Origin of the sequence: Streptomyces griseoaurantiacus (assembly GCF_036189845.1) — a bacterium.
Taxonomy (GTDB): domain Bacteria; phylum Actinomycetota; class Actinomycetes; order Streptomycetales; family Streptomycetaceae; genus Streptomyces; species Streptomyces griseoaurantiacus.
The window spans coordinates 5108583-5128737 of sequence record NZ_CP108326.1; the positions used below are offsets into that span (position 1 = coordinate 5108583).

Sequence of the window (20155 nt, forward strand, 5' to 3'; positions counted from 1 at the left end):
ATCCCGGGGGGCGGACCCCCAGCCCCCGCAGCGTGCTGCTCGCGGAGGTGGCCCAGGCCACCCAGCGGCTGGCCGACGCCGGCGTGCCCTCGCCTCGCACCGACGCCGAGGAACTCGCCGCCTTCGTGCACGGCGTCAAGCGGGGCCAGCTGCACACCGTCAAGGACACCGACTTCGACGCCCGGTACTGGGAGGTCGTCGCCCGCCGCGAGGCCCGCGAACCGCTCCAGCACATCACCGGACGCGCCTTCTTCCGCTACCTGGAGCTCCAGGTCGGCCCCGGCGTCTTCGTGCCCCGCCCGGAGACCGAGTCCGTCGTCGGCTGGGCGATAGACGCGGTGCGGGCCATGGACGTCGTCGAGCCGTGCATCGTCGACCTGTGCACCGGCTCCGGCGCCATCGCGCTCGCCCTCGCCCAGGAGGTCCCGCGCTCGCGCGTGCACGCCGTGGAGCTGTCCGAGGACGCCCACGAGTGGGCGCGCAAGAACATGGAGGGGTCCAGGGTCGAGCTGCGCCAGGGCAACGCCCTGACCGCCTTCCCCGACCTCGACGGACAGGTCGACCTGGTCGTCTCCAACCCGCCGTACATCCCGCTCACCGAGTGGGAGTACGTCGCCCCCGAGGCCCGCGACCACGACCCCGAGCTCGCCCTGTTCTCCGGCGAGGACGGCCTCGACCTCATCCGGGGCCTCGAGCGCACCGCCCACCGGCTGCTGCGGCCCGGTGGTGTCGTCGTCGTCGAGCACGCCGACACCCAGGGCGGACAGGTGCCGTGGATCTTCGCCGAGGAGAAGGGCTGGGCCGACGCGGCCGACCACCCCGACCTCAACAACCGGCCGCGGTTCGCGACCGCCCGCAAGGCGCTGCCGTGAACCGGCCCGCGCCCCTGACAACGATGCAGTACGCGTACGAGGAGGCCCCCTAGATGGCACGGCGATACGACACCAACGACGCCACCGACCGCGCGACCGGGCTGCGCGAGGCCGCCGCCGCCGTGCGCCGGGGCGAACTCGTGGTGCTCCCGACCGACACCGTCTACGGCATCGGCGCCGACGCCTTCTCCGCGGAGGCCGTCGGTGACCTGCTGGAGGCCAAGGGGCGCGGCCGCAACATGCCCACGCCCGTCCTCATCGGCTCCCCGAACACCCTGCACGGCCTGGTCACCGACTTCTCCGAGATGGCCTGGGAGCTGGTCGACGCGTTCTGGCCGGGCGCCCTCACGCTCGTCGCCAAGCACCAGCCGTCCCTGCAGTGGGACCTCGGCGAGACCCGGGGCACGGTCGCCGTGCGCATGCCCCTGCACCCCGTCGCCATCGAGCTGCTCACCGAGTTCGGCCCGATGGCCGTCTCCTCCGCCAACCTCACCGGCCACCCGGCGCCCGAGGACTGCGACGCCGCCCAGGAGATGCTCGGCGACTCCGTCTCCGTCTACCTCGACGGCGGCCCCACCCCCGGCAACGTGCCCTCCTCCATCGTCGACGTCACCGGCAGGGTCCCCGTGCTGCTGCGCCAGGGCGCGCTCTCCCCGGAGGAGCTGCGCAAGGTCGTACCCGACCTCGAGGTGGCGAATTGACGGCCCCCGAAACCCCCGGGCTCCCGGCCGCGCTCGAGCAGGGGGGACCCCCATGCGTGGCATAGGCAACGGGGACGGCACGTGGAGCACGGCGCCCGCCGCTCCCGGTGCCACCTTCCGCATCCTCCACGTCAGCACCGGCAACGTGTGCCGCTCGCCCATCACCGAGCGCCTCACCCGGCACGCCCTGGCCGACCGGCTCGGCGACCCGCTGTGGGGCGGGCTCGTCGTGGAGAGCGCCGGGACCTGGGGGCACGAGGGCGCGCCCATGGAGGCCAACGCGGAGACCGTGCTGGCCGACTTCGGCGCGGACGCCTCCGGGTTCGTGGGCCGGGAACTGCTCGACGAGCACGTCATCGAGGCCGACCTGGTGCTGACCGCCACGCGCGACCACCGGGCCCAGGTGATCTCCATGGGGCACTCCGCGGGGCTGCGGACGTTCACGCTCAAGGAGTTCACCCGGTTGGTCAACGCCATCGACATGGCGACCCTGCCGCCCCTGGAGGACGGCGTGGTGGCCCGTGCCCGCGCGCTCGTCCGGGCGGCCGCGGCACTGCGCGGCTGGCTGCTCGCGCCCACCGCCGAGGCGGACGAGGTCTACGACCCCTACGGCGCGCCCCTGACGTTCTTCCGCTCCATCGGCGAGGAGATAAACGAGGCCCTGGACCCGGTCGTCACCGCCCTGACCGGAGTGCCCGCCCGCGCGTGACCCCCGGGCACGCGCGGGGTGCGCCCCTTGGCGCCGTGCCCCTCGCGGGGCGGCCCGCAGGCGCCTTCCCGCCCCCGGGCTTACCGTGGGAACACGCCGCCGTCGCCGCCCCCGGAGCACCCCATGACGGTCCTCCCGCCCGCGCCCCCCGCCGATCTCCTGCGCCACCAGGACCCCCGGGTCGCCGACCTCCTCCTCGGCGAGCTGACCCGGCAGTCCACCACGCTCCAGCTCATCGCCGCGGAGAACTTCACCTCCCCCGCCGTGCTGGCCGCCCTCGGCTCCCCGCTCGCCAACAAGTACGCCGAGGGCTACCCCGCCGCCCGCCACCACGGCGGCTGCGAGATCGTCGACGCCGCCGAGCGCCTCGCCGTCGACCGCGCCAAGGCCCTCTTCGGCGCCGAGCACGCCAATGTGCAGCCCCACTCGGGCTCCTCCGCCGTCCTCGCCGCCTACGCGGCCCTGCTGCGCCCCGGCGACACCGTCCTCGCGATGGGCCTGCACTTCGGCGGCCACCTCACCCACGGCTCGCCCGCCAACTTCTCCGGCCGCTGGTTCGACTTCGTCGGCTACGGCGTCGACGCCGACAGCGGCCTCGTCGACTACGCCCAGGTCCGCGCCCTCGCCCGCGCCCACCGCCCGAAGGCGATCGTCTGCGGCTCGATCTCCTATCCCCGCCACCTCGACTACGCCGCCTTCCGCGCCATCGCCGACGAGGTGGGCGCCCACCTCATCGCCGACGCCGCCCACCCCATCGGCCTGGTCGCCGGGGGAGCGGCGCCGAGCCCCGTCCCGTACGCCGACGTCGTCTGCGCCACCACCCACAAGGTGCTGCGCGGCCCCCGCGGCGGCATGATCCTGTGCGGCGGCGACCTGGCCGAGCGCATCGACCGCGCCGTCTTCCCGTTCACGCAGGCCGGGGCCCAGATGAACGCGATCGCCGCGAAGGCCGTCGCCTTCGGCGAGGCGGCGACGCCGGACTTCGCGGTCTACGCCCGCCGGGTGGTCGCCAACGCCCGCGCGCTCGCCGCCGCCCTGGCCGCCGAGGGGCTCTCGGTCACCACCGGCGGTACCGACACCCACCTGCTCACCGTCGACCCCGCCCCGCTGGGCGTCGACGCCCGCACCGCCCGCGGCCGGCTCGCCGCCGCCGGCCTCGTGCTGGACACCTGCGCGCTTCCGTACGGGGACGCCCGCGGCCTGCGGCTGGGGACGGCCGCGGTGACCACACAGGGCATGGGGGAGGCCGAGATGGCACGCATCGGGCGGCTGCTCGGGACCGTGCTGAAGCAAACCAACGAGAAGGCCGGGAAGGCGGAGGGCGCGCGGACCCGGCACGTGCGCGAGGCCGTCGTGGAACTCACCGGGAGATTTCCGCCCTACCCGGAGCAACTCGCCCCGTGATCCGGCGGTGACCGGGTAGGCGCGACCAGTGCACCGCCACACGTGCAACCATCGTCGCTACCCGTAAGTCCTCACCCATATGCACGACACAGCTAGGGTGTGGGGCTGAGGATGGCCAGCGAGACCTGTGGGGAAGCCCGTGCGTGAATACCTCCTGACGCTCTGCATCACGGCCGCGGTGACGTATCTGCTGACAGGACCGGTACGGAAGTTCGCGATCGTGGCCGGAGCCATGCCGGAGATCCGCGCCCGGGACGTGCACCGTGAGCCCACACCCCGCCTCGGCGGCATCGCGATGTTCTTCGGACTGTGCGCGGGGCTGCTGGTCGCGGACCACCTGACGAACCTGAACGCGGTGTTCTCCAATTCCAACGAGCCGCGCGCCCTGCTCTCCGGCGCCGCGCTGATCTGGCTGATCGGCGTGCTGGACGACAAGTTCGAGATCGACGCGCTGATCAAGCTCGGCGGCCAGATGATCGCCGCGGGCGTGATGGTGGTGCAGGGTCTGACCATCCTGTGGCTGCCCGTCCCCGGCGTCGGCACCTTCGCGCTCACCCAGTGGCAGGGCACCCTGCTCACGGTGGCGCTCGTCGTCATCACCATCAACGCGGTCAACTTCGTCGACGGCCTCGACGGTCTCGCCGCCGGCATGGTGTGCATCGCCGCCGCCGCGTTCTTCATGTACGCCTACCGCATCTGGTACGGCTACGGACTGGAGGCGGCCGCCCCGGCCACCCTGTTCTCGGCCATCCTGATGGGCATGTGCCTCGGCTTCCTGCCGCACAACATCCACCCGGCGCGCATCTTCATGGGCGACTCGGGCTCGATGCTCATCGGGCTCGTGCTCGCGGCGGGGGCCATCTCCATCACCGGCCAGATCGACCCGGACGCGATGAACCTCTTCTCCGGTTCCGAGCGGGCCACCGTGCACCAGACGGTGCCGGTCTACATCCCGCTGCTGCTGCCGCTCACCATCATCGCGGTGCCGGCGGCCGACCTGGTGCTCGCCATCGTGCGCCGCACCTGGCGCGGGCAGTCGCCCTTCGCGGCGGACCGGGGGCACCTGCACCACCGACTCCTGGAGATCGGGCACTCGCACAGCCGGGCGGTACTGATCATGTACTTCTGGTCGGCGCTGATCGCCTTCGGGACGCTGGCGTACTCGGTGAACTCGGCGTCGATGTGGATCGTGCTGGGCATCGCGGCGCTGAGCGCGGTCGGGCTCGTCCTCCTGCTGCTGCCCCGCTTCCGGCCGCGGGCCCCGAGGTGGGCGCAGCGGATCGTGCCGCCCCGGTACCGGCGGCGGAAGCCGGCACTCGCCACGGCGGAGTGCCCGGAGGCGGCCGGCACCGCGGCCGGGGACGGGGCCGAGTTCGCGGGCGGGGCCGAGGGGGCCGACGTGGAGCCGCGGACGCCGGTGGTGGCCGGGGCAAACGGGGCCAGCGCCTTGGGAGTTCGCGGGCGGAGGTGACCTTCGGCCGGCGTTGTCCGGGGCTCCCGCCGCCCGGTGCAAGACCTCCCCGTGAACTTCGCAAGGTAAGAATCTGACTAATGCGTTGCCAAGTCGTGGGGGTGCGTAGCGGGGCAATACCAGACAAGTGGGCCCCGTTTTTGCGCAGACGCGCAGGTTCACCCTCATGTGTGACAGCTAGCACACCAACCAGGTAAAGACCTCATCAAATAGTTTGTGATACGGTTCACGAGAACCCAGGACAGAGCCAGGAACCGTCAATCGGCGGCCTCTCGCCGGCCTCTCCACCGAGAGGTTCGGCCTCGTCCCGGGACTACGCTCGTCCATGACGACACCTGCCCCCACCAGCAATGCGGAGTAGCCGCCATGCCGTCCAATGACGCCCGGAACCTGTTGCAGACCGCTGTGCCCACAGCGGCTGCCGGTGCGATCGCCGTAGCGGTCAGTGCCGGGGTCGCCGGGGGCAAGGGCGCCATCGGCGCCGCGGTCGGCGCGGTGCTCGCCATCCTCTTCATGGGAATCGGCCTGTACGTCCTGCAATGGACGGCAAAATCGCTTCCGCACCTGTTCCAGGCCATGGGGTTGATGCTCTACGTCGCCCAACTCCTGTTGCTGGTGATCTTCATGGGGCTGTTCAAGGACACGAGTCTGTTCAACCCCAGGGCGTTCGCCGCCGGTCTCGTCGTGTCCACACTCGTGTGGATGGTGGCGCAGGCTCGGGCCCACATGAAGGCCAAGATCTTCTACGTCGAGCCCGACTCGGAGCACGGCGACCGGCCCACGACCACCGGGTCGAGGCCGTGAGGGATAGGGCCGAGATAAAGCCGGGTGGGAGATCCTGCTATCGTCCGGTGCCAACTGCGGCATCGCGGGCGCGGGCACAAGAGCTGACGCCTGCTCAATCGCGAGGCTCGATGCCCCCCGGCCGCCCCCACATCCGAAACACCAGTCCAGTGCCGACCCGCGGCCGCTTGCCGCGCCGACACAACGAGGTTGCCGTACCCATGCGCCACGCTGAAGGAGCCCGCGGTGAGTGCTGACCCGACGCAGGTGCTCGCCTTCGAGACCGACTGCCACATCTTCGACGGCTGTGGCTTCCCCGCTCCGGGCCTGCACTCGTTCCTGTTCGAGCCCCTGTGGGGCGACGGGGACAGCAACTTGTACTTCAACAAGACGATGCTGCTGGCCTTGCTCGGCTCGCTCGTCATCGTCGGCTTCTTCTGGGCCGCCTTCGCCAAGCCGAAGGTCGTCCCGGGCAAGCTGCAGATGGTCGCCGAGGCCGGCTACGACTTCGTCCGCCGCGGCATCGTCTACGAGACGATCGGCAAGCGTGAGGGCGAGAAGTACGTGCCCTTCATGGTCTCGCTGTTCTTCTTCGTCTGGATGATGAACCTCTGGTCCATCGTTCCGCTCGCCGCCTTCCCGGTGACGGCGATCATCTCGTACCCGCTGGTGCTCGCGGTGATCGTCTGGGTGACGTGGATCGCCCTGACGTTCAAGCGGCATGGATTCGTCGGCTTCTTCAAGAACATCACGGGCTACGACCCCTCGATCGGTCCCGTGCTGCCGCTGTCGATGACCATCGAGTTCTTCTCGAACCTGCTGATCCGGCCGTTCACGCACGCGGTGCGACTCTTCGCGAACATGTTCGCGGGCCACACGCTTCTGCTCCTCTTCACCATCGCCAGCTGGTACCTGCTGAACGGCATCGGGATCGCCTACGCCGGCGTCTCGTTCGTCATGGTCCTGGTGATGACGTTGTTCGAGCTCTTCATCCAGGCCGTTCAGGCGTACGTCTTCGTCCTCCTGGCCTGCAGCTACATCCAGGGTGCGCTCGCCGAGCACCACTGAGCACCCCGGCTCCCGCCCCTCCATCGTCCGGTGGCCAACCCCCACCGGTCCGCAAAGAAAAGGAAGAACTGGCATGTCCCAGACCCTTGCCGCTGTTTCCGGCTCGCTCGGCTCCATCGGTTACGGCCTCGCTGCCATTGGTCCCGGTGTCGGTATCGGCATCATCTTCGGCAACGGCACCCAGGCCCTGGCTCGTCAGCCCGAGGCCGCCGGTCTGATCCGCGCCAACCAGATCCTCGGCTTCGCCTTCTGTGAGGCCCTGGCGCTGATCGGTCTGGTCATGCCGTTCGTCTTCGGCAAGTGACCAGCTGATTCAGCCCAGCCGACTAGACGAAAGGCACTGATGTGAGCCCCCTGGTTCAGCTCGCGGCAGAGACCGAGAACCCCCTCGTCCCGCCGATCCCCGAGCTCGTCATCGGCCTGATCGCCTTCGTCATCGTCTTCGGCTTCCTGTACAAGAAGCTCATCCCGAACATCAACAAGGTTCTGGAAGAGCGTCGGGAAGCCATCGAGGGCGGTATCGAGAAGGCCGAGGCCGCGCAGACCGAGGCCCAGAGCGTCCTCGAGCAGTACAAGGCACAGCTCGCCGAGGCACGGCACGAGGCCGCGCGGCTGCGCCAGGAGGCGCAGGAGCAGGGCGCCGCGCTCATCGCCGAGATGCGCGCGGAAGGCCAGCGGCAGCGCGAGGAGATCATCGCCGCCGGTCACGCGCAGATCGAGGCGGACCGCAAGGCCGCCGCGCACACGCTGCGGCAGGACGTCGGGCGGCTCGCCACCGACCTCGCCGGCAAGCTCGTGGGTGAGTCCCTTCAGGACCACGCCCGCCAGAGCCGTGTGATCGACCGCTTCCTCGACGACCTCGAGGACAAGGCCGACGCCCCGTCGAAGGCCGAGGCGGCTCGATGACCACGCACGGAGCGAGCCGTGAGGCGCTGGCCGCCGCACGCGAGCGCCTCGACGCGCTGACCGACTCGACGTCCGCCGACCCCGGCGCGCTCGCCGACGAGCTGGCGGCCGTCACGGCACTGCTGGACCGCGAGGCCGGACTCCGGCGGGCCCTCACCGACCCGGCGCAGCCCGCCGAGGCCAAGGCCCAGCTCGCCCAGCGCCTGCTGGGCGGCCAGATCGGCGGCACCGCGCTGGACCTGGTCGCCGGCACGGTGCGCTCCCGCTGGTCGCGCTCGCGCGACCTGGTGGACGCGCTGGAGGAGCTGGCGAACATCGCCGACCTCACCGCCGCCCAGAAGAACGGCACGCTGGACGAGGTCGAGGACGAGCTGTTCCGGTTCGCCCGGATCGTCGTCTCCAGCGCCGGACTGCGGTCCGCGCTCACGGACAGCGCCGCCCCGGCCTCGTCCAAGAGCGAGCTGCTGCACCGTCTGCTCGGGGGCCGGGCCAAGCCCGTCACCGAGCGCCTGGTGACGCGACTCGTCTCCGCGCCCCGGGGACGTAGCCTGGAGTCGGGACTCGAGTCCCTGTCCAGGCTCGCCGCCGAGCGGCGGGACCGGATGGTCGCGATCGTCACCTCGGCGGTACCGCTGAGCGACCCGCAGAAGCAGCGCCTGGGCGCCGCCCTCGCGAAGCTCTACGGCCGCCCGATGCACCTCAACCTCGACGTCGACCCCGAGGTCGTCGGCGGGATCAGGGTGCAGGTCGGTGACGAGGTCATCAACGGGTCGATCGCGGACCGGCTCGAGGACGCCACCCGCCGCATGGCGAGCTGACCGGCGAGCCGGCGGCACCGCACACGACGTAGTAATACGGCCCACGTTGGGCCGTGCAGAGGATTCACCTCGTTCATGGGGGGAGTCCGGAGTCTTGAGAATCCCCCCAAAGTGAAACTTCGGGCCCAACAAGGAGAGCAGGGAACCCAGATGGCGGAGCTCACGATCCGGCCGGAGGAGATCCGGGACGCGCTGGAGAACTTCGTCCAGTCGTACCAGCCGGACGCGGCCTCGCGCGAGGAGGTCGGTACGGTCACCCTTGCCGGCGACGGCATCGCGAAGGTCGAGGGCCTGCCCTCGGCCATGGCCAACGAACTGCTGAAGTTCGAGGACGGCACCCTCGGTCTCGCCCTCAACCTCGAGGAGCGCGAGATCGGCTGCGTCGTCCTCGGCGAGTTCAGCGGCATCGAGGAGGGCCAGCCGGTCACCCGCACCGGCGAGGTCCTGTCGGTCGCCGTGGGCGAGGGCTACCTCGGCCGCGTGGTCGACCCGCTCGGCAACCCGATCGACGGCCTCGGCGAGATCGAGACGTCCGGCCGCCGTGCCCTGGAGCTGCAGGCTCCGGGCGTCATGGCCCGTAAGTCGGTGCACGAGCCGATGGAGACCGGCTACAAGGCCGTCGACGCCATGACCCCGGTCGGCCGCGGCCAGCGCCAGCTCATCATCGGCGACCGTCAGACCGGCAAGACCGCCCTGGCCGTCGACACGATCATCAACCAGCGCGACAACTGGCGCTCGGGCGACCCGAAGAAGCAGGTCCGCTGCGTCTACGTCGCCATCGGCCAGAAGGGCTCCACCATCGCCTCCGTGCGGAGTGCCCTGGAGGAGTCCGGCGCGCTGGAGTACACGACCATCGTCGCCGCCCCGGCGTCCGACCCGGCCGGCTTCAAGTACCTGGCGCCGTACACCGGTTCCGCCATCGGTCAGCAGTGGATGTACGAGGGCAAGCACGTCCTCATCATCTTCGACGACCTGTCGAAGCAGGCCGACGCCTACCGCGCCGTCTCCCTGCTGCTGCGCCGCCCGCCGGGCCGCGAGGCCTACCCGGGCGACGTCTTCTACCTGCACTCCCGTCTGCTGGAGCGCTGCGCGAAGCTCTCCGACGACCTGGGCGCCGGTTCGATGACGGGTCTGCCGATCGTCGAGACCAAGGCCAACGACGTCTCGGCGTTCATCCCGACCAACGTCATCTCCATCACCGACGGCCAGTGCTTCCTGGAGTCGGACCTGTTCAACGCCGGTCAGCGCCCCGCGCTGAACGTCGGTATCTCCGTCTCCCGAGTCGGTGGTTCCGCGCAGCACAAGGCGATGAAGCAGGTCTCCGGCCGACTGCGCCTCGACCTCGCCCAGTACCGCGAGCTGGAGGCCTTCGCCGCCTTCGGTTCCGACCTGGACGCCGCGTCGAAGTCGCAGCTCGAGCGCGGTCAGCGCCTGGTGGAGCTGCTCAAGCAGCCCCAGTACCAGCCGATGCCGACCGAGGACCAGGTCGTCTCCGTGTGGGCCGGCACCACCGGCAAGATGGACGACGTGCCGGTCGCCGACATCCGCCGCTTCGAGAAGGAGCTCCTGGAGCACCTGCACCGCAAGGAGCAGGGCCTCATGACCTCCATCAAGGAGGGCGGCAAGATGTCCGACGACACCCTGCAGGCCGTCGGTGACGCCATCGCCGAGTTCAAGAAGCAGTTCGAGACGTCGGACGGCAAGCTGCTCGGCGAGGACGCCCCGTCCGCCGCCAAGTGACGTAAGGAAGGGACCTGACTCATGGGAGCCCAGCTCCGGGTCTACAAGCGTCGCATCCGATCCGTCACCGCGACCAAGAAGATCACCAAGGCGATGGAGATGATCGCCGCCTCGCGTGTCGTCAAGGCGCAGCGCAAGGTGGCGGCCTCCACGCCGTACGCGACCGAGCTCACCCGCGCGGTCACGGCGGTGGGTACCGGCTCGAACACCAAGCACCCGCTGACCACGCAGGCCGAGACGGTCACGCGGTCCGCGGTGCTGCTGCTGACCAGCGACCGCGGTCTGGCCGGCGCCTTCAACTCCAACGCCATCAAGGCCGCGGAGCAGCTCACCGAGCGTCTGGAGCGCGGGGGCAAGGAGGTCGACACCTACATCGTCGGCCGCCGCGGCCTCTCGCACTACAACTTCCGTGAGCGCAAGGTCGCGCAGTCGTGGGCCGGGTTCACCGACGAGCCCTCGTACGCGGACGCCAAGCAGGTCGCGGCCCCGCTGATCGAGGCCATCGAGAAGGACACGGCGGAGGGCGGTGTGGACGAGATCCACATCGTGTTCACCGAGTTCGTCTCGATGATGACGCAGACGGCGCTCGGCGACCGGTTGCTGCCGCTCAGCCTCGACGAGGTGGCCGGAGAGTCGAGGGCGAAGGACGAGATCCTTCCGCTCTTCGACTTCGAGCCGTCGGCGGAGGACGTCCTGGACGCCCTGCTGCCGCGCTACGTCGAGAGCCGGATCTACAACGCGCTGCTCCAGTCGGCCGCCTCCAAGCACGCCGCGACGCGGCGCGCGATGAAGTCGGCCACCGACAACGCCGGGGAGCTCATCGAGACGCTGTCCCGGCTTGCCAACGCGGCCCGCCAGGCCGAAATCACCCAGGAAATCAGCGAGATCGTCGGTGGCTCCGCAGCCCTGGCCGACGCGACCGCGGGGAAGTGACAGGTAATGACGACGACAGTTGAGACGGCCGTTGCCACGGGCCGCGTCGCCCGGGTCATCGGCCCGGTCGTCGACGTGGAGTTCCCCGTCGACGCCATGCCGGAGATCTACAACGCGCTCCACGTCGAGATCTCCGACCCGGCCCAGGCCGGCGCGAAGAAGACGCTGACCCTGGAGGTCGCCCAGCACCTGGGTGACGGCCTGGTCCGCACGATCTCGATGCAGCCCACCGACGGTCTGGTCCGCCAGGCCCCGGTCACCGACACCGGCACGGGCATCACCGTCCCGGTCGGCGACTTCACCAAGGGCAAGGTGTTCAACACCCTCGGCGAGGTCCTGAACGTCGACGAGAGCTACGAGGGCGAGCGCTGGTCCATCCACCGCAAGGCGCCGAACTTCGACGCCCTCGAGTCGAAGACCGAGATGTTCGAGACCGGCGTCAAGGTCATCGACCTGCTGACCCCGTACGTCAAGGGCGGCAAGATCGGTCTGTTCGGCGGTGCCGGCGTCGGCAAGACGGTGCTCATCCAGGAGATGATCTACCGCGTCGCCAACAACCACGACGGTGTCTCCGTGTTCGCCGGTGTCGGCGAGCGCACCCGTGAGGGCAACGACCTCATCGAGGAGATGGCGGAGTCCGGCGTCATCGACAAGACCGCCCTGGTCTTCGGTCAGATGGACGAGCCCCCGGGCACCCGTCTGCGGGTGGCGCTGGCGGGTCTGACCATGGCGGAGTACTTCCGCGATGTGCAGAAGCAGGACGTGCTGTTCTTCATCGACAACATCTTCCGCTTCACCCAGGCCGGTTCCGAGGTCTCGACCCTGCTCGGCCGCATGCCCTCCGCGGTGGGCTACCAGCCGAACCTGGCCGACGAGATGGGCCTCCTCCAGGAGCGCATCACCTCGACCCGCGGTCACTCGATCACCTCGATGCAGGCGATCTACGTCCCCGCGGACGACCTGACCGACCCGGCCCCGGCCACCACCTTCGCCCACCTCGACGCGACGACGGTGCTCTCCCGTCCGATCTCGGAGAAGGGCATCTACCCGGCCGTGGACCCGCTGGACTCCACGTCCCGGATCCTGGACCCGCGGTACATCGCCGCGGACCACTACAACACCGCGATGCGCGTCAAGACGGTCCTGCAGAAGTACAAGGACCTTCAGGACATCATCGCGATCCTCGGTATCGACGAGCTCGGCGAGGAGGACAAGCTCACCGTCCACCGTGCCCGTCGTGTGGAGCGCTTCCTGTCCCAGAACACCCACGTCGCCAAGCAGTTCACCGGCGTCGACGGGTCGGACGTGCCGCTGGACGAGTCGATCGCCGCGTTCAACGCGATCATCGACGGTGAGTACGACCACTTCCCGGAGCAGGCGTTCTTCCTCTGCGGTGGTATCGAGGACCTGAAGAACAACGCGAAGGAGCTGGGCGTCTCCTGAGCCGTGTGCTCGCGGAGGAGGGGACGGGGGTCGTCCCCGTCCCCTCCTCCTCGCCCATTAGACTTGTAACCAACACCCGGCATCACCGCCGGGTGGTGACCCGAGGAGCCACCCTTGGCTGCTGAGCTGCACGTCGAGCTGGTCGCCGCCGACCGTCAGGTCTGGTCCGGCGAGGCCACCCTGGTCGTCGCGCGCACCACGTCCGGCGACATCGGCGTCATGCCCGGTCACCAGCCGCTGCTCGGTGTGCTGGAGTCGGGCCCCGTGACCATCCGTACGAGTGAAGGTGGGACGGTCGTCGCCGCGGTGCACGGCGGTTTCCTCTCCTTCGCCGACGACAAGCTGTCGCTGCTGGCCGAGATCGCCGAGCTGTCGGACGAGATCGACGTCCAGCGCGCGGAGCGGGCGCTCGAACGCGCGAAGTCGGAGGCCGACGCCTCCGCCGAGCGTCGCGCGGACGTCCGACTGCGTGCGGTGTCGGCACACTGACCGCCCCGCACATGCCCTGACGCCCTTCAGCCGCGGCCGGCACCGGAGCAATCCGGCGCCCGCCGCGGCTGAGGCGAATCCGGGAGTTTTTTCCGTTCCGTTACCTGATCCGACGGCCTGGGACATGGCCGGGGAGACGAGGAGGTCGGTGCCGATGGTCCTCGCTCTGACTGTGTGCGGGGCGGTGATCGTGCTCCTGGCCCTGGCGCTGTTCGTCTTCGGTCTCAGACGCCGGCTGATCCAGCGCTCGGGCGGCACCTTCGACTGCAGCCTCCGTTGGGACGTCGCCGAGAAGACCGACACCAGCGGCAAGGGGTGGGGCTACGGCATCGCCCGCTACAACGGCGACCGCGTCGAGTGGTTCCGCGTCTTCTCCTACGCGCCCCGCCCGCGCCGCGTCCTGGAGCGCTCGGCCATCGAGGTGGCCGGCCGCCGCGCCCCCGAGGGCGAGGAGGAGCTGGCGCTGCTGTCCGAGGCCGTCATCCTGACTTGTCTGCACCGCGGGGTGCGGCTGGAACTGGCGATGAGCGACGACGCCCTGACCGGCTTCCTGGCCTGGCTGGAGGCGGCACCGCCCGGACAACGGGTGAACGTGGCGTAGCCGCGTTCGACCGTTGGTCGGGGGTCCCCCCGGACGGAGTCTGGGGGAGGGTGAACGTGGCGTAGCCGGGTTCGGCCGTTGGTCGGGGGTCCCCCCGGACGGAGTCTGGGGGAGGGTGAACGTGGCGTAGCCGGGTTCGGCCGTTGGTCGGGGCGAACGTGGCGTGAGGCCGGGGGCTCCCCGGACGCGCATCGGCCCCCTTCCCGTGTGAGCGAGCGGGAAGGGGGCCGACGTGTGCGGTGGTGAGCCGGGGACTACTTGAGTCCGCCGTCGATCGCGCTCACCAGTTCTCCGTTGGTGGTGTCACCGCTGAAGTCCCAGAAGAAGGCGCCCTTCAGACTCTGGCCCTTCGCCCAGGACATCTTGGTGCCGATGGTGGCCGGGGTGTCGTAGGACCACCACTGGGTGCCGCAGTGCGCGTACGCGGTGCCGGCGACGGTGCCGGTGGCGGGGCAGGAGGTCTTGAGGACCTTGTAGTCCTCGATGCCCGCCTCGTACTTGCCCGGCGCCGGGCCGGTGGCCGAGCCGCCGGGGGCGTCCTGGGTGACTCCGGTCCAGCCGCGGCCGTAGAAGCCGATGCCGATGAGCAGCTTGTTCGCGGGCACGCCCTTCGACTTGAACTTGGCTATCGCGTCCGCCGTGGTGAAGCCCTGCTGCGGGATGCCGCTGTAGGAGGTGAGCGGGGAGTGCGGGGCGGTCGGGCCGTCCGCGTCGAAGGCGCCGAAGAAGTCGTACGTCATGACGTTGTACCAGTCGACGTACTGGGCGGCGCCCGCGTAGTCGGCGGCGTCGATCTTGCCGCCGTTGGTGCCGTCGGCCGTGGTGGCCGCGGTGACGAGGTTCTTCGAGCCGAACTTCGCGCGCAGCGCCTGCATCAGGTTCTTGTAGGCCGCCGCTCCGCTGCTGTCGCAGGACAGGCCGCAGGCGTTGGGGTACTCCCAGTCGATGTCGATGCCGTCGAAGACGTCGGCCCAGCGCGGGTCCTCGACCAGGTTGTAGCAGGAGTCGGCGAACGCGGCCGGGTTCTTCGCGGCCTCGCCGAAGCCGCCGGACCAGGTCCAGCCGCCGAAGGACCACAGCACCTTGATGTTCGGGTACTTGGCCTTGAGCTGGCGGAGCTGGTTGAAGTTGCCGCGCAGCGGCTGGTCCCAGTTGTCGGCGACGCCGCTGACGGACTGGTCGGCGGTGAACGCCTTGTCGTAGTCGGCGTAGGAGTCGCCGATGGCGCACTTTCCGCCGGTGACGTTGCCGAAGGCGTAGTTGATGTGGGTGATCTTCGCGGCGGAGCCGGAGGTCACGATGTTCTTGACGTTGTAGTTGCGGTCGTAGGTGCCCCACTCGGTGAAGTACCCGAGCTTGATCCTGTCACCTGTGTTGCCGCCGTCGCCGGGGTCGGTGCTGCCGCCGCCGGTGGTGTGGACCTTGACCGCGCCGCTGGGGGAGCCGGTCTGGTCGGCGGTGTCGCGGGCCTGGACGGTGTACGAGTAGTCGGTGCCGGCGGTGAGGCCGGTGTCCGTGTAGCTGGTGGCGGTGACGGTGGCGACCTTGGCGCCGTCGCGCAGGACGTCGTAGTTCTTGACGCCCTTGTCGTCACCGGCCGCGCTCCAGGAGAGCTTGACCGAGGTGTCGGTGACGGAGGAGGCGGTGGGGGTGCCCGGCGCGGAGGGCGGGTTGTCGCCGGGGACCGAGGGGCCGCCGTCGCAGCTCGCGCCGTTCAGGGTGCAGCCGCTGGGGGAGCCGGAACCGGAGCCGTTGAAGCCGAAGGAGACGGAGGCGCCGGGGGCGAGGGTGCCGTTGTAGGACTTGTTCTTGGCGGTCCAGTGGTTGCCGGAGTGGGTGACGTCGGCGTCCCAGGCGGAGGTCACGGAGGTGCCCGAGGGGAAGTCCCACTCGACCGTCCAGGAGCTGATGCCGCTCGTTCCGGTGTTCTTGACGGTCCACCTGCCTTCGAAACCGGAGCCCCAGTCCTGGGACTTGGCGTAGGTGGCGGTGGCAGATCCGGCGGCGTGTGCCGGGCTCGCGAGGCCGACGAGCCCGGCGAGGGGGAGGAGCAGGGTCGCGAACCCTGCGGCAGCCCGGTGTCTGAAGCGCATCCGCGCCTCCTTGTGTGGGGTTGTCGGGAGCATGACGGTGCACGCTGCCGCGAGAGTAGAAAGGTCTGGACCATCCGTCAATAGGTCTGGACCAGTGAGTGCGGCGGCCGCGCTTCCGACGGGGCGCTCGCTCTTTGCCAACTCAGCGCTTAAGTACGGAAGTTGACGGGTAGCGTGGGCGCAGCGGGCATGACCACAGGGAGGTCGTGAAGGTGCGTCGACGAGTACTGAGCCTGATCTCGGCCCTGGCCTGTGCCGGTGCCGTCGCGCTGGGCACGCCGTCCCCGGCGGGGGCCGCGGCACCGGAGCCCGAGACGGTCCCCATCGATCTGCTCCTGGCCGGTTCCTACGCGGAACCCGTCCGCGAGGCGATGCGGATCTGGAACACGTCCGTTCCCGGGATCAGGTTCGTCGAACAGAGCACTCCCGCGTCACTGCGCGTCAAGGAGTACACGACCGCGACCGGCACCGGCTCGCACGTCTACGTCAACGGCCTTGGCCGGGGCTGGGTGTACCTGGAGACCGGTGACGCACAGGTCTACCGGCCCACCCGGGTCGCCGTGCACGAACTGGGGCACATCCTGTCGCTCCCCGACCTCGGGCCGGGCAGCCCGTGCTCCAAGGTGATGTCGGGGGGATGGGCGGGGCCGGAGTGCGTCAACACCCAGCCCGACGCCGAGGAGATCTCCGAGGTGGCGGCCTTCTTCGCCGCTCACGACGTCGGCGACCCGGTACCGGGATGGCCGCCGCCCTCGGACGACTAGGGCCTGCCCGGAGACCCCGGTGACCCCGGTGGTCGTGGCGGCCTTCGGGGGCCCGCGGGCCGGGGCCCCGAAGGCCGGGACGCCGCCCGGTCCCCGGGCCCCGGTCGGGACGTGAGCCTCAGCGCTCCCCGCCCGGCACCCACAGCACGTCGCCGGTCTCCAGGTTCGCCACCCGGGCCAGGATGAACAGCAGGTCGGAGAGGCGGTTGAGGTACGTCGCGGTCAGCGGGTTCATCACCTCGCCGTGCGTCTCCAGCGCCGCCCACGTCGAGCGTTCGGCCCGCCGCACCACCGTGCACGCCTGGTGCAGCAGGGCCGCGCCCGGGGTGCCGCCTGGCAGGATGAAGGAACGCAGCTTCTCCAGCCGCTCGTTGAACCGGTCGCAGTCCTCCTCCAGCCGGTCGATGTAGAACTGCTCCACCCTCAGCGGCGGGTACTCGGGCTCCGCCACGACGGGCGTCGACAGGTCCGCGCCCACGTCGAACAGGTCGTTCTGCACACGGGTGAGGACCTGGACGACGTCCGCCTCCAGGTTGCCCAGCGCGATCGCGGTGCCCAGTACCGCGTTGGCCTCGTTGGAGTCCGCGTACGCGGAGATGCGCGGATCGGTCTTGGGAACGCGGCTCATGTCACCGAGGTTGGTGGTGCCCTTGTCGCCGGTCCGCGTGTAGATGCGTGTCAGATTGACCATGCGACCAGGGTATGTACGCCGCCACCCCGCGCGACCCGCCTGTGCGCACCGTCACGGCACGATCCGCTCTCCGCGGTCATCGCCGGCGCGTGGGACAGGACAGCGCGGACCGGCGCAGAGAGCGGCCGCGGACGAGAGCCGTGTGGTGGAGAAGCATCCCTGGTTCGTCCTGCGTTCCGGACGGAGAGGGGAGCGGCCTCGTCCAGGCCCGCGCACCCCGGCGGGAGCGCCCGTCAGCGCGTGCCCGGCGACCTGGGCCGCGCCGACGATTCTGCAATGCCGCCAATTTTTGAGCCACACCATCGAGCAGGCGCCGACCTACGATGAGGCCATGGCAGAGGGGCTCAGGGAGCGGAAGAAGCGTGAGACCAGGCAGCGGATCTCGGACATCGCCACCGGGCTGTTCCTCGAACACGGCTTCATGAACGTGACCATCGCGGACGTGGCCGAGGCCGCCGACGTCTCCGTCAACACCGTCTACAACTACTTCCCGGCGAAGGAGGACCTCTTCTTCGACCGCTCCGAGGGCACCGTCGAACAGCTCTCCCGCTGGGTGCGCGACCGGGACGCGGGGGAGTCGGCCGCGCGGGCCGTGCTGCGGGAACTGCGCGCCGAGGTGGAGGCCGTCTCGCCCCGGGTCGGACTCATGGAGGGTTACGACCGCTTCATGCGCTGCGTCCAGGAGGCGCCGCCGCTGCGCTCGCGGCTGTGGAGCATGCGGCAGGAGATCCACGCCCACCTCGAACAGACCCTCAGGGGGGAGACCGGGGCCCCGGCAGGCGACCCCGTACCGGACCTGATGGCGGGACAGATCTGCTGGATCCACCGGACCGTCTTCGAGGCCATCGGCCGGGAGATGGTCGCCGGACGCGCACCGCGGGACGTGTCACGGGAGGCGCTGCTCCTCCTCGACGACATCGAGGAGTTGCTGAGCGACCGCGTGCTCGGCTACGCCGTCCGGGGGACGGAACGACCCGCCCCGGTGTGATGTCCGTCAAGTGAGACGTGACCCGCGTTACTTAGCGGTCACAGGCGGGCGGACGGGCGCTAGGGTCCGCCGAGAGGCAGTGGTGCACGCAAGGACGCGTTAGGGGTCGCACAGTGGCAGGGAAGGTCGCCGTCATCGGAGCCGGGCTCATGGGGTCGGGTATCGCCCAGGTCGCCGCGGCGGCCGGCTGGGACGTCGTCCTGCGGGACGTCACCGACGAGGCGCTCACCCGCGGCACCGACGCGATCAGGGCCTCGTACGACAAGTTCGTGGCCAAGGGGACGATGGAGGCGGCCGAGGCCGAGGCCGCCCTGGGGCGGATCGGCACCACCACCGACCTCGACGCCGCCGCCGAGGCGGACCTCGTCGTGGAGGCGGTGTTCGAGCGGCTCGACGTCAAGCACGAACTCTTCCGCACGCTCGACTCGCTCGTGCGGGAGGACGCGGTGCTCGCCTCGAACACCTCGGCCATCCCGATCACGAAGATCGCGGCGGCCACCTCCCGGCCCGAACGGGTCGTCGGCGTGCACTTCTTCTCACCGGTGCCGATGATGCGGCTCGTCGAGCTCGTGCGCGGATACAAGACGAGCGACGAAACGCTCGCCACCGCGCGGCGGTTCGCCGAGTCCCTCGGCAAGACCTGCATCGTCGTCAACCGGGACGTGGCGGGCTTCGTGACCACGCGGCTCATCTCCGCGCTCGTCGTGGAGGCCACCAAGCTGTACGAGTCGGGTGTCGCCACCGCCGAGGACATCGACCTGGCCTGCAAGCTGGGCTTCGGTCACGCGATGGGGCCGCTGGCCACGGCCGACCTCACCGGCGTCGACATCCTGCTGCACGCCACCGGCAACATCTACACCGAGTCCCAGGACGAGAAGTTCGCCCCGCCGGAGCTGATGCGCCGGATGGTGGACGCCGGTGACATCGGCCGCAAGAGCGGGCAGGGCTTCTACACGTACTGACGCCCCGTCCGCACCCGTCGCCGGCCCGGCGGGTGCCGCTCGTGCGCGGCTCGCACGAACGGCGTACACCGGCACCGTACGCACTCAGGGGGGATCACCCGCAGGAGTGAATTCGGTATCGGTTCGCCAACAACCAGCAACCGGACCGCCGATCGGGCAGTCAGAAGTTGCATCGGAACGTGCATCGAAAGGTGCGTCGGACCGGAACCAGCATCGCACCACCGTGGCACCACCTTCGAACGCCGATCGAACGTCCGACGACGACGGAGTACGACAACCGCACTCTCGGGGAGCGCATATGCACATCAGGGGCGACCACGCCGGGCTGGTCGTCGGGGGCCGCCTCGACGTCCGCAGCGCGGCGGACGCCCGTACGGTCCTGCACTCGGCCGTCGACGACGGGGTCGGCGATCTGGTGCTCGACCTGTCCGGACTCGACTCCTGGGACGCCACCGGACTCGGCGTCATCATGGGGGCCCACCGGCGGGCCGGGCGGTGCGGCAGGCGGCTCGTCCTGCGCGGCGTCCCGCCCCAGATGCAGCGCCTGCTCGTGGCCACCCGGCTGCACCGCATCCTCGCCATCGAGGGCGGCATCGGCGTGGAGTCCCTGCCCCGCGTCTGAACCCCGCGTCCCAGCCCCGTGTCCGGGCCCGGCATCCGAATCCCGTGCCCGACCCCGTGCCCGCCCTCATGTCCGGACCCGTGCCCGACCCCGTGCC

General features: G+C 70.2%; 21 protein-coding genes. 19 read left to right on the forward strand and 2 right to left on the reverse strand.

Annotated elements, in window-relative coordinates; genetic code table 11:
* Nucleotides 1-32: 32 nt before the first annotated feature.
* The 15 genes from prmC (at nucleotide 33) to OHB09_RS22910 (ending at nucleotide 13938) form a co-directional block, all read left to right on the forward strand.
* Nucleotides 33-872 carry a peptide chain release factor N(5)-glutamine methyltransferase gene (gene prmC / locus OHB09_RS22840; RefSeq protein ID WP_006142446.1) on the forward strand — a complete coding sequence of 280 codons (840 nt, stop codon included), beginning with the start codon at nucleotides 33-35 and terminating at the stop codon, nucleotides 870-872.
* A 53-nt stretch (nucleotides 873-925) separates the two neighbouring features.
* Complete coding sequence (locus OHB09_RS22845) at nucleotides 926-1573, forward strand: L-threonylcarbamoyladenylate synthase (RefSeq protein ID WP_006142447.1); 648 nt, start codon at nucleotides 926-928, stop codon at nucleotides 1571-1573.
* A 52-nt stretch (nucleotides 1574-1625) separates the two neighbouring features.
* Nucleotides 1626-2282, forward strand: a complete 657-nt coding sequence (locus OHB09_RS22850; protein ID WP_093591705.1) for an arsenate reductase/protein-tyrosine-phosphatase family protein — start codon at nucleotides 1626-1628, stop codon at nucleotides 2280-2282.
* Between the two features lie 123 nt (nucleotides 2283-2405).
* The gene (locus OHB09_RS22855) at nucleotides 2406-3686 is read left to right on the forward strand and encodes a serine hydroxymethyltransferase (RefSeq protein WP_191891365.1); all 1281 of its coding nucleotides are present in this window, start codon (nucleotides 2406-2408) and stop codon (nucleotides 3684-3686) included.
* Nucleotides 3687-3825: 139 nt separating this feature from the next.
* Entirely contained in the window at nucleotides 3826-5157 is a 1332-nt protein-coding gene (locus OHB09_RS22860; protein ID WP_006142451.1) for an MraY family glycosyltransferase, read from the forward strand.
* Nucleotides 5158-5523: 366 nt separating this feature from the next.
* Complete coding sequence (locus OHB09_RS22865; RefSeq protein WP_093591699.1) at nucleotides 5524-5961, forward strand: hypothetical protein; 438 nt, start codon at nucleotides 5524-5526, stop codon at nucleotides 5959-5961.
* Nucleotides 5962-6186: 225 nt separating this feature from the next.
* Nucleotides 6187-7008 carry a F0F1 ATP synthase subunit A gene (gene atpB, locus OHB09_RS22870; RefSeq protein ID WP_006142453.1) on the forward strand — a complete coding sequence of 274 codons (822 nt, stop codon included), beginning with the start codon at nucleotides 6187-6189 and terminating at the stop codon, nucleotides 7006-7008.
* A gap of 73 nt (nucleotides 7009-7081) precedes the next feature.
* Nucleotides 7082-7312 carry an ATP synthase F0 subunit C gene (gene atpE / locus OHB09_RS22875; protein WP_006142454.1) on the forward strand — a complete coding sequence of 77 codons (231 nt, stop codon included), beginning with the start codon at nucleotides 7082-7084 and terminating at the stop codon, nucleotides 7310-7312.
* Nucleotides 7313-7353: 41 nt separating this feature from the next.
* Entirely contained in the window at nucleotides 7354-7914 is a 561-nt protein-coding gene (locus tag OHB09_RS22880) for a F0F1 ATP synthase subunit B (RefSeq protein ID WP_006142455.1), read from the forward strand.
* Entirely contained in the window at nucleotides 7911-8732 is an 822-nt protein-coding gene (locus tag OHB09_RS22885; RefSeq protein ID WP_167794203.1) for a F0F1 ATP synthase subunit delta, read from the forward strand. The genes OHB09_RS22880 and OHB09_RS22885 overlap by 4 nt, the downstream gene beginning before the upstream one ends.
* A 150-nt stretch (nucleotides 8733-8882) precedes the next feature.
* On the forward strand, nucleotides 8883-10472 hold the full coding sequence (gene atpA / locus OHB09_RS22890) for a F0F1 ATP synthase subunit alpha (RefSeq protein WP_093591686.1): 1590 nt from the start codon (nucleotides 8883-8885) through the stop codon (nucleotides 10470-10472).
* Between the two features lie 21 nt (nucleotides 10473-10493).
* Nucleotides 10494-11405 (forward strand): F0F1 ATP synthase subunit gamma, encoded by a 912-nt coding sequence (locus tag OHB09_RS22895; protein ID WP_328922466.1) that lies wholly within the window; start codon nucleotides 10494-10496, stop codon nucleotides 11403-11405.
* Between the two features lie 6 nt (nucleotides 11406-11411).
* Nucleotides 11412-12848: a F0F1 ATP synthase subunit beta gene (gene atpD, locus OHB09_RS22900; protein WP_006142459.1), complete on the forward strand. Its 1437-nt coding sequence runs from the start codon at nucleotides 11412-11414 to the stop codon at nucleotides 12846-12848.
* A gap of 114 nt (nucleotides 12849-12962) precedes the next feature.
* On the forward strand, nucleotides 12963-13337 hold the full coding sequence (locus tag OHB09_RS22905) for a F0F1 ATP synthase subunit epsilon (RefSeq protein ID WP_006142460.1): 375 nt from the start codon (nucleotides 12963-12965) through the stop codon (nucleotides 13335-13337).
* 154 nt (nucleotides 13338-13491) lie between these two features.
* The gene (locus tag OHB09_RS22910; protein ID WP_040896329.1) at nucleotides 13492-13938 is read left to right on the forward strand and encodes a DUF2550 domain-containing protein; all 447 of its coding nucleotides are present in this window, start codon (nucleotides 13492-13494) and stop codon (nucleotides 13936-13938) included.
* 254 nt (nucleotides 13939-14192) lie between these two features.
* Here the strand turns inward: OHB09_RS22910 and OHB09_RS22915 are convergent, their stop codons facing one another.
* Nucleotides 14193-16031: a glycoside hydrolase family 18 chitinase gene (locus OHB09_RS22915; protein WP_093591683.1), complete on the reverse strand. Its 1839-nt coding sequence runs from the start codon at nucleotides 16029-16031 to the stop codon at nucleotides 14193-14195.
* 212 nt (nucleotides 16032-16243) lie between these two features.
* Here OHB09_RS22915 and OHB09_RS22920 point away from each other — a divergent pair, with 212 nt between their 5' ends.
* Nucleotides 16244-16795, forward strand: a complete 552-nt coding sequence (locus OHB09_RS22920) for a snapalysin family zinc-dependent metalloprotease (RefSeq protein ID WP_006142463.1) — start codon at nucleotides 16244-16246, stop codon at nucleotides 16793-16795.
* 118 nt (nucleotides 16796-16913) lie between these two features.
* On the opposite strand, the gene OHB09_RS22925 is transcribed toward OHB09_RS22920, so the two are convergent.
* Complete coding sequence (locus OHB09_RS22925; RefSeq protein ID WP_006142464.1) at nucleotides 16914-17486, reverse strand: cob(I)yrinic acid a,c-diamide adenosyltransferase; 573 nt, start codon at nucleotides 17484-17486, stop codon at nucleotides 16914-16916.
* Nucleotides 17487-17817: 331 nt separating this feature from the next.
* On the opposite strand from OHB09_RS22925, the gene OHB09_RS22930 reads away from it, so the two are divergent.
* From OHB09_RS22930 to OHB09_RS22940, 3 genes are all read left to right on the forward strand, one after another.
* Nucleotides 17818-18474, forward strand: a complete 657-nt coding sequence (locus OHB09_RS22930) for a TetR/AcrR family transcriptional regulator (protein ID WP_006142465.1) — start codon at nucleotides 17818-17820, stop codon at nucleotides 18472-18474.
* Nucleotides 18475-18587: 113 nt separating this feature from the next.
* Nucleotides 18588-19436, forward strand: a complete 849-nt coding sequence (locus OHB09_RS22935) for a 3-hydroxyacyl-CoA dehydrogenase family protein (RefSeq protein ID WP_040896330.1) — start codon at nucleotides 18588-18590, stop codon at nucleotides 19434-19436.
* Between the two features lie 298 nt (nucleotides 19437-19734).
* On the forward strand, nucleotides 19735-20058 hold the full coding sequence (locus OHB09_RS22940; RefSeq protein WP_006142467.1) for an STAS domain-containing protein: 324 nt from the start codon (nucleotides 19735-19737) through the stop codon (nucleotides 20056-20058).
* Nucleotides 20059-20155 lie beyond the last annotated feature (97 nt).

Excerpts from the sequence above, each read along its gene's own strand:
- OHB09_RS22845 (WP_006142447.1), top strand. The coding sequence starts at position 926 with ATGGCACGGCGATACGACACCAACGACGCCACCGACCGCGCGACCGGG.
- OHB09_RS22850 (WP_093591705.1), top strand. The coding sequence starts at position 1,626 with ATGCGTGGCATAGGCAACGGGGACGGCACGTGGAGCACGGCGCCCGCC.
- OHB09_RS22855 (WP_191891365.1), top strand. The coding sequence starts at position 2,406 with ATGACGGTCCTCCCGCCCGCGCCCCCCGCCGATCTCCTGCGCCACCAG.
- OHB09_RS22865 (WP_093591699.1), top strand. The coding sequence starts at position 5,524 with ATGCCGTCCAATGACGCCCGGAACCTGTTGCAGACCGCTGTGCCCACA.
- atpE (WP_006142454.1), top strand. The coding sequence starts at position 7,082 with ATGTCCCAGACCCTTGCCGCTGTTTCCGGCTCGCTCGGCTCCATCGGT.
- OHB09_RS22885 (WP_167794203.1), top strand. The coding sequence starts at position 7,911 with ATGACCACGCACGGAGCGAGCCGTGAGGCGCTGGCCGCCGCACGCGAG.
- atpA (WP_093591686.1), top strand. The coding sequence starts at position 8,883 with ATGGCGGAGCTCACGATCCGGCCGGAGGAGATCCGGGACGCGCTGGAG.
- OHB09_RS22895 (WP_328922466.1), top strand. The coding sequence starts at position 10,494 with ATGGGAGCCCAGCTCCGGGTCTACAAGCGTCGCATCCGATCCGTCACC.
- atpD (WP_006142459.1), top strand. The coding sequence starts at position 11,412 with ATGACGACGACAGTTGAGACGGCCGTTGCCACGGGCCGCGTCGCCCGG.
- OHB09_RS22910 (WP_040896329.1), top strand. The coding sequence starts at position 13,492 with ATGGTCCTCGCTCTGACTGTGTGCGGGGCGGTGATCGTGCTCCTGGCC.
- OHB09_RS22915 (WP_093591683.1), bottom strand. The coding sequence starts at position 16,031 with ATGCGCTTCAGACACCGGGCTGCCGCAGGGTTCGCGACCCTGCTCCTC.
- OHB09_RS22925 (WP_006142464.1), bottom strand. The coding sequence starts at position 17,486 with ATGGTCAATCTGACACGCATCTACACGCGGACCGGCGACAAGGGCACC.
- OHB09_RS22930 (WP_006142465.1), top strand. The coding sequence starts at position 17,818 with ATGGCAGAGGGGCTCAGGGAGCGGAAGAAGCGTGAGACCAGGCAGCGG.
- OHB09_RS22940 (WP_006142467.1), top strand. The coding sequence starts at position 19,735 with ATGCACATCAGGGGCGACCACGCCGGGCTGGTCGTCGGGGGCCGCCTC.